This window comes from Stenotrophomonas maltophilia group sp. Smal17, assembly GCF_030237045.1.
Lineage (GTDB): Bacteria > Pseudomonadota > Gammaproteobacteria > Xanthomonadales > Xanthomonadaceae > Stenotrophomonas > Stenotrophomonas forensis.
Genome location: NZ_JASJSU010000147.1, coordinates 1 through 5,567, shown reverse-complemented (window position 1 = coordinate 5,567; position 5,567 = coordinate 1). Strand labels below are relative to the sequence as shown.

Genomic DNA, 5,567 nt, shown 5'->3' with positions numbered 1-5,567 from the left:
CGCGGACGCCCGATCGTGCTGGTCGCGCCCCCCTACCGCCCGCATGCACCGGCCTGGGCGGCGGCCGGGCTGGACCTGGCCCAGCTGCAGATCATCCACGCCGCGCCGAAGCAGGCGCTGTGGGCCACCGAACAATGCCTGCGTTCTGCCGCCTGCGCCGCGGTGCTGTGCTGGCCACAGCAGGCCGACGACCGTGCCCTGCGCCGGCTGCAGGTCGCCGCCGACAGCGGCCAATGCCTGGGCTTCGTGTTCCGCGAGGCGCAGGCAGCGCGCAACCCCTCCCCGGCCAGCCTGCGCCTGCAGCTCGACCACGGCCAGGTGCGGGTACTGAAATGCCGTGGCGGCCTGCCGCCGGCGCAGCCGTTGCCCCTGGCCATCAGCCACTGAGGCCGCGCCGTGAACTGGGCCTGCCTGTTGTTGCCGCAGCTGGCGCTGGACAGCGTGCTGCGCCTGCAACCGGACCCGCAGCGGCCGCTGGTGCTGCTGCAGGGTCCGGCACAACGCCGCGTGCTGCGCGCGGTCAGCCCGGCCGCACGGGCAGCCGGGCTGCGCCCGGGCATGCTGCTGTCGGCCGCGCAGGTGCTGGTGCAGGACATGCACCTGCACGACTACGACCCGAACGCCGAACAGCACACCCGGCAGCTGCTGGCCAGCTGGGCCTATGCCTACAGTTCGCAGGTCAGCCTCGATTTCCCGCATGCGCTGGTGCTGGAGATCGGCGCCAGCCGTGCCCTGTTCGGTGACTGGCTGACCATCGAGAAACGCCTGCGCGGTGAACTGCACGAGCTGGGTTTCCGCCATCGCCTGGTGGCCGCGCCCACGCCGCATGCCGCGCGCGTGCTGGCCAACGTGCACGATGGCCTCGGCCTCGATGCGCAGCAGCTGCCGGCGGTACTCGCACAGCTGCCGTTGCCGCGCTGCGGGCTGCCCAGCGAAGCAGTGACCGTGCTGGGCCGCTCCGGCCTGCGCACGCTGGGTGCGGTGCTCGCGCTGCCGCGCGACAGCCTGGCCCGGCGCTTCGCCCCCGACGTGCTGCAGCAGCTGGATGCGCTACGTGGCCAGCCCACCGCACCACTGCGCTACTACCAGCCTCCCGACCGTTTCGATGCGCGCATCGAATTCGAATATGAGATCGAATCCAGCCAGGCCCTGCTGTTCCCGCTACGTCGCCTGCTGCTGGACCTGGCCGCCTTCCTGTGCTCCCGCGATGGTGGCGTGCAGCGCTTCGACCTGCATTTCGAGCACGACCTGCTGCCACCCAGCGTGCTGACCATCGGCCTGCTGGCGCCGGAGCGTGATCCCGCGCTGCTGTTCGAGATCGCGCGCAACCGCATGGAAGCCTTCGCCCTGCCCGCCGGCAGCCGCGCACTACGCCTGCACGCCGAGCAGCTGCCGCCCTTCGTGCCCGCCGCGCGCGACCTGTTCGATACCCGGCCGGCGCAGGCGATGCCCTGGACCCAGTTGCGCGAGCGCCTGCGTGCGCGGTTGGGCGATGACGCCGTGCAGCCGCTGGCGGTGCAGGCCGACCATCGCCCCGAACGCGCCAGTGGCACCCAGCCGGCGGTCAAACCACCGTCGTACTGGCCACTACGCCCGGGCTGGCTGCTGGATACGCCGCAACCGCTGCGTGATCCACGCCTGCGCATCGTCGCCGGGCCGGAGCGCATCGAATCGGGCTGGTGGGACCAGGCCGACGCACGGCGCGACTACTACGTGGTGGAAACCGCGCATGGCCAGCGCGGCTGGGCCTTCCGCACACGCAACGATCCGCATGCACCGTGGATGCTGCACGGCTGGTTCGGCTGAGCCGCCATGCACAGTGAACTGCCCGGCTACGCCGAACTGCACTGCCTGTCGGCGTTCAGTTTCCAGCGCGGCGCCTCGATTGCCGAAGAACTGTTCGCGCGCGCCGCCGGCCAGGGCTATCGGGCGCTGGCGATCACCGACGAGTGCTCGCTGGCCGGCATCGTGCGCGCCTGGCAGGCGGCGAAGACGCATGGCGTGGCACTGATCGTCGGCGCCGAATTCCAGGTCGAGGACGGACCGAAGCTGGCCCTGCTGTGCACCGACCAGGCCGCCTATGCCGGGCTGTGCCAGTTGATCACCACCTGCCGGCGACGCGCGGCCAAGGGTGAATACCATTGCCTGCGCGACGACCTGCTTGGCCTGCCCGACGGCCTGCTCTGCCTGTGGCTGGACCGGCAGCCGGCCGCCACCGATCTGGAGCTGCTGCGCACCGGCTTCAATGATCGCCTGTGGCTGGCGGTGGAGCTGCATCACGAGCATGACGACGCGCATCGCCTGCAGCAGCTGCAGGCCTTTGGCGAACGCCACCGCCTGCCACTGGTTGCCAGTGGTGATGTGCACATGCACGTGCGCCGCCGGCGTGCGCTGCAGGACACACTGACCGCGATCCGCCACCGCTGCAGCGTAGCCGAAGCCGGCTGGCGCCTGTTTCCCAATGGCGAGCGCCATCTGCGCCCACGCACCGCACTGGCCCAGTTGTACCCGCCCGAACTGCTGGCCGAGACCCTGCGCATCGCCGAACGCTGCCACTTCACCCTGGAGCAGCTGCAGTACACCTACCCGCGCGAACTGGTGCCGGAAGGGCACGACCCGGACAGCTGGCTGCGCGTGCTGGTCGAGCGTGGCATTCCGTGGCGCTGGAAGAACGGCATCGAACCGGCGCAGCGCAAGCAGATCGAACACGAACTGGCGCTGATCCGGCAGAAGAACTACGCCTCCTACTTCCTCACCGTGCAGGACATCGTGCGCTTCGCGCGCAGCCAGGACATCCTCTGCCAGGGCCGTGGCTCGGCGGCCAACTCGGCGGTGTGCTTCGTGCTGGGCGTGACCGAGATCGACCCGGCACGCAGCAATCTGTTGTTCGAGCGTTTCATCTCCGCCGAACGCGACGAACCACCGGATATCGACATCGACTTCGAGCACGAGCGCCGCGAAGAAGTGCTGCAGTACGTGTTCAAGCGCTATGGGCGTGAACGTGCTGCCTTGACTGCAGTGGCGATCAGCTACCGCGGCCGCAGCGCGATCCGCGATGTGGCCCGCGCGCTCGGCCTGCCGATGGACCAGGTCAACGAACTGGGGGCAGCGATGGATCACTGGGGCGGCCACGTGCCGTTGCCGGAGACCCTGCGCGAACGCGGCTTCGATCCGAAGACCCCGCTGATGCGCCGGCTGCTGTCACTGACCGCCGAGCTGATCGACTTCCCACGCCACCTGTCGCAGCACCCGGGCGGCTTCGTGATTTCCGAGCATCCGCTGTCGACCCTGGTGCCGGTCGAGAACGCAGCGATGGCCGACCGCACCGTCATCCAATGGGACAAGGATGACCTGGATGCCACCGGCCTGATGAAGGTCGACTGCCTGGCACTGGGCATGCTCACCGCCATCCGCAAATGCCTGGCGATGCTGCAGCAGCATGGCCTGCACAGTGGGCGCATGGATGCGATTCCCGATGAGGACACACCCACCTACGACATGATCAGCGCCGCCGACACCATCGGCGTGTTCCAGATCGAGTCGCGTGCACAGATGGCGATGCTGCCACGCATGCAGCCGCGCAACTTCTACGACCTGGTGATCGAAGTGGCGATCGTGCGCCCCGGCCCGATCCAGGGCGACATGGTGCACCCCTACCTGGAGCGCCGCCGGCTGCTGCGCGAACAGGGTCCAGAGGCGCTGGACAACCTGGAAGAACCGCTGTACCCGCCGCAGCTGGAGCGCGTGTTCGCGCGCACCCTGGGCGTGCCGCTGTTCCAGGAACAGGTGATGCAGCTGGCGGTGGATGCGGCCAGTTACACCCCGGGCGAGGCCGATGCCCTGCGCCGCTCGATGGCCGCGTGGAAGCGCCGTGGCGGGCTGGAGCCGCATCGCGAGAAGCTGCTGGCGGGGATGTTGAAGAACGGCTTCAGCCGTGAATACGGCGAACACCTGTTCGAGCAGATCAAGGGCTTCGGCGATTACGGCTTTCCGGAAAGCCACGCCGCCAGCTTCGCCCTGCTGACCTATGCCAGCTGCTGGCTGAAGTGCCACCACCCGGCCGCGTTCACCGCCAGCCTGATCAACAGCCAGCCACTGGGCTTCTACAGCCCCGACCAGCTGCTGCAGGACGCGCGCCGGCATGGCATCGGCGTGCTGCCGCTGGACGTGCGCCACAGCGACTGGGACTGCACGCTGGATTTCAGCAAGGGACCGGCCGCGATCCGGCTCGGCCTGCGCCTGGTCGATGGCTGCAACGAACCCGCCGTGCAGGCCATCATGCGAGAACGTGCGCGGCGCCCCTTCGACGACGTGGGCGACCTGTGCCAGCGCACCGCGCTGGACCGTCGCCAACAGGGCCTGCTGGCCGATGCTGGCGCGTTGCGTGGGCTCAGCGGCCATCGCCATCGTGCGCGCTGGGATATCTCCGGCGTTGAAAACCGGCTGCCGCTGTTCGACCACGCCCGCGCCACCGCCGAGGCCCGCGTGCCGTTGCCGCTGCCCAGCACCTGGGAAGACATGCAGGCCGACTACCGCAGTACCGGTACCACGCTTGGCCGCCATCCGATCTCGTTCCTGCGCGCACAGCTGCGCACTCGTGGCTGCCTGGACGCCGCGCAACTGGCGGCTCACGGCCATGGCCGCCGCGTGCGCATTGCCGGCCTGGTACGCATGCGCCAGCGTCCGCAGACCGCCAGTGGCGTGACCTTCCTCACCCTTGAGGACGAAACCGGCATGGTCAACGCGGTGGTCTGGCGGCACATCGCTGATCGCCAGCACCGGGTGCTGGTTGATACCCAGCTGATGCAGATCGATGGCCGCCTGGAGCGCGTCGATGGCGTGCAGCATGTCATCGTGCAGCGCATGCACTGCCTGGATGAACTACTGCAGGGACTGCGCAGCCACAGCCGCGATTTCCACTGACGATACACAACGTCACACAACGAACTGGCCATTGCCGGTCCGCATCCGCTATCGTCGGCACATCCAAGGAAGGACGACACGATGCCCCGTGCACTGCTGCTGACCACGCTGGTGGTCGCCACCCTCGCCCTGCTGGTGTCCGGCTGGACCGCCTGGAGCCTGCATCGCAGCCAATCGCCACAGCGCATCATCGAAGCACGCGGGCTGGTCATCCACGATGAAAGCGGACAGCCACGGGTGATCCTCGGCGCACCGGTTCCCGATCCTCTCAGCCAGGGCCGCACCCAGGGGCCGCGTGCGACCGCCCTGTCAGGCCTGATCCTGCTCGGCCCGGACGGCTCCGAACGCGGTGGCTATGGCACCAGCGACCGCGGCGGCGAGGCCCTGCTGACCCTGGACGATGCCACCGGCACCACTGAAGTGTTCAAGGTGGTGGCCAACCCGGACCGCGGCGCCAGCCTGATGGTCAAGCACCAGAACAATACCGGCGCCATGCTCACCTCCTGGCAGGGAAAGCCTGAACTGATGTTCGTCGATGACAGCGGCCAGTCCTACTACGTGCGCCCGGGCGCCAACGCCGCGCCCTGATCTGCTTTTGTAGCGTCGAGCTTGCTCGACTTTGCTTCACCTTTGTAGAGTCGAGG

3 protein-coding genes and 1 pseudogene are annotated in these 5,567 nt (G+C 68.7%); all 4 read left to right on the top strand.

Annotation, left to right across the window (positions count from 1 at the left end):
* Positions 1-387: pseudogene (locus tag QRO93_RS20985) on the top strand (DNA lesion error-prone repair protein ImuA); the annotation flags it as partial.
* A 9-nt stretch (positions 388-396) separates the two neighbouring features.
* On the top strand, positions 397-1,806 hold the full coding sequence (locus QRO93_RS20980) for a DNA polymerase Y family protein (RefSeq protein ID WP_164087954.1): 1,410 nt from the start codon (positions 397-399) through the stop codon (positions 1,804-1,806).
* A 6-nt stretch (positions 1,807-1,812) separates the two neighbouring features.
* The gene (locus QRO93_RS20975) at positions 1,813-4,923 is read left to right on the top strand and encodes an error-prone DNA polymerase (protein WP_180880246.1); all 3,111 of its coding nucleotides are present in this window, start codon (positions 1,813-1,815) and stop codon (positions 4,921-4,923) included.
* 81 nt (positions 4,924-5,004) lie between these two features.
* A complete protein-coding gene (locus QRO93_RS20970) occupies positions 5,005-5,511 on the top strand; it encodes a hypothetical protein (RefSeq protein WP_006461333.1) in 507 nt (168 codons plus the stop codon).
* Positions 5,512-5,567 lie beyond the last annotated feature (56 nt).

Excerpts from the sequence above, each read along its gene's own strand:
- QRO93_RS20975 (WP_180880246.1), top strand. The coding sequence starts at position 1,813 with ATGCACAGTGAACTGCCCGGCTACGCCGAACTGCACTGCCTGTCGGCG.
- QRO93_RS20970 (WP_006461333.1), top strand. The coding sequence starts at position 5,005 with ATGCCCCGTGCACTGCTGCTGACCACGCTGGTGGTCGCCACCCTCGCC.